This is a genomic window from Streptomyces sp. NPDC012794 (assembly GCF_042901085.1).
GTDB lineage: Bacteria > Actinomycetota > Actinomycetes > Streptomycetales > Streptomycetaceae > Streptomyces.
On sequence record NZ_JBIBCI010000052.1, the window covers coordinates 1 to 2,624 of the forward strand.

Consider the following 2,624-nt stretch of genomic DNA (forward strand, 5'->3'; position numbering starts at 1 on the left):
GGTTCTGGTCCACTTCTTGTGGTGCGACCACGCTGGGTGATCGATCGGGTGTTTCAGGGGGCATTGGCCTTGAGTCAGAACGGCGGGTCGTCGCTGTAGCCGCCGCCCCAAGAACCGCGGCCAGCCCTGAGACGGGCGTAGTGCTCGCGCGCCGCGATGTCGGACGCTTTCTCCAGTTCAGTGGTGTCGTGGCCCCATGCCTTCAGCGCGTCTAGGACGCGGTCTCGGTGGGGCCGGGGAGCGTTGCTGGCCAGCAGGCGGCGGGCATGGTAGGCCAGATCGGCCTGGTACCGGGTGAGGAGAGGGTGCTCGATCAGGGGGATAGCGGTGACCAGGGCGGTGTGGCGGACGTCGGCATCATCATGACCGAGAAGGGGATGAACAGCGGAAAAGATCGCCGGGCGTGCGTCACGAAACGCACGCATCTCGTCGTACTCATCAAGGAAGCCCCCGTCGAAGAGGCGTTCGCCGGTGGCGACGCACTCGTCGTCGGCGTCGTAGGCGGTATCGCCGAGCCAGTCGAGCAGCTGCACAAGGGTCGGGTGGTTCTGGGTCTCGCCGTCGCGGATGTCGTCGGCCGCCGTGACGGCTGGGTGGCTAAGGATCGCCGCGACGTAGAGAGCCACCGGGACGGTGGCCTCGTAGATGCTGTTCTGGTGAGTCACGGGCTCCAGGGCATCGTGGAGGGCGGACTTCTTGACGGCCGGGTCAGGGTCGGTGAGGAGTATCAGTGCGGCCGGCAGGGCTTCGCCGGTCCCGCAGGCTGTGGCGAGCGAGGCCCAGTCCGTACTGTCCAGCAGTGTCTGAAAGGGAAGGAGCTCGGCGGGGTGAGGCGGCTCGGTCTGTCTGCGGCTCGGGGTCACAGGCTGAGGCTATTGCGCTGGCGAGCCAGCCCTGTGCCCGGGCGTCATGTGTAGAGCAGCACTCGCTTGCGGAGGAGTTCGAAGCCGGCGCGGCCGAACATCTGGCGTTTTAGCATCTTGATCCGGTTGACATGGCCCTCGACGGCTCCGGAGTTCCACTGCTGCGAGAGTCCGGCTGTAACAGCGTCGAGGTCGCGCTCCAGGTTTTGGGCGAATCGCTGGAGGCTGGGAAGGTCGGAGGCGGCCGCGGCTTCGATCCATTCCGGCAGCTGGTGGCCCTGCAACTGGGTGAGCATGTGGGCGAAGGAGCGGACGTGTCCGGCGAGTGCCTCCAGCTCGGCGCAGTTGGCCAGTACGTCCTTGAGGTGGATGCGGTCTCTCTCGGTCAGTGCTTCGGGGCGGGTGAGGATCCAGCGGGTGACGGTGCGGGCGGACGGCGGGCGGAGGCCGACTGGCTTGGGTTTGCCGCGTAGGTTGCGGCTGACGTAGGCACGAACGCTGCTGTAGCCGTCCGGGTAGCCCTGTTCCTTGATCTCCTCCCATAGCTTCCAGGCGTTGGTGCAGCCTTCTTGCCACCGCGCGTCGAGGTAGGGCTTGAAGGCGTCGAGGTTGGTGGGGCGGCTTTGCCACTGGCCGGTGAACAACTGCTCCGGCGCGGCAGCATGGGCATAACGGAGGACGGTGCTGAAGCCCATGCCCAGCTGCCGGGCGATGGACCGCTTGCTGTGGCCAGCGGTCAGGAGCGCGTGGACGGTGGCGTGCTTGGCACGGGTCCGCTCAGCGAACCGGTGTCCAGTCGGCCACGGCGACGACTCGGGTGGTTCCGGTGTCTGCTGAGGCTCTTCGAGGGGTGCCGGCGGCGGTCGCAGGCAGGTGCGGTGCCGGAAGACGCACTTCTCGGCGACTTCGCCGAGGTTGTGCCAGAGGTGCCACCTGTCAGCGACCTGAAGAGCCTGTGGGGCGCCGCGGGTGGCTCCTTCGGCGTAGAAGCGAGCGCGGTCCCGGCAGATGATCTCGATCCCGGGCCTCTCGGCCAGCCAGGCCGCGAGGGTGTCCGCCTCCCGGTTTGGCAGGAGGTCCACGGGGCGGCGGGTCTCGACGTCGACGAGCACGGTTCCGTAGACCCGGCCCTTGCGTTGAGCGTATTCGTCGACTCCGACGACGCGGGGCGTGGAGGCGGGCGGATCCGGCAGCGATGTGATCAGCCTCAGCAGGGTGTTCCGGCTGACCCGTACCCCGAAGGCGTCCGACATCCGGGCGCCGGCCCGCCCCGCGAGCGCGAGCCCGACCGAGACCAGCGTCGAACGTAGCCGCTCCGTCCGCCGGCCGAACCGACGGGTGAGCCCCGGCACCTGTTCGACAAACGTCTTGCGCGGGCAAGACTCCTCGACGCAGAGGAACCGGCGCACTCGCAGCGCCACCACGACCAGCTTGCCAGCGGTCGGCAGGTCACGGGGAAACCGCAGGTAGGAGCCGTGCATTCGCCCTGACCAACACCCGCAGCCCGGACAGGCTGCCGCACTGGCCGTTGTCCGGGCCTCCACGCGCACGACGGTGTCGGCCACCTCGACCAACTCCACGGACACGTTCTTCACCGACCAGAACAGCAGCTCATCCAGCTGCGGCCGTACATTGCTCACGGGGCAGAACTGTCGACCCCGCTCCTCCCCGTTAGGACGATTTTCGGGCGACCTCGTCAGCCATCCAACGACGAGCAACAGTCACGCTGCGTACGCGGCCACAAGAAGTGGACCAGAGCCG

Annotated in this window: 2 protein-coding genes; both read right to left on the minus strand. The window is 67.7% G+C overall.

What is annotated here, in order from left to right; translation table 11 throughout:
• Positions 1–74 precede the first annotated feature (74 nt).
• On the minus strand, positions 75–863 hold the full coding sequence (locus ACFY7H_RS34020; protein WP_388946581.1) for a hypothetical protein: 789 nt from the start codon (positions 861–863) through the stop codon (positions 75–77).
• Positions 864–907: 44 nt separating this feature from the next.
• Positions 908–2,503: an ISL3 family transposase gene (locus tag ACFY7H_RS34025; protein ID WP_388946584.1), complete on the minus strand. Its 1,596-nt coding sequence runs from the start codon at positions 2,501–2,503 to the stop codon at positions 908–910.
• Positions 2,504–2,624: the final 121 nt, after the last annotated feature.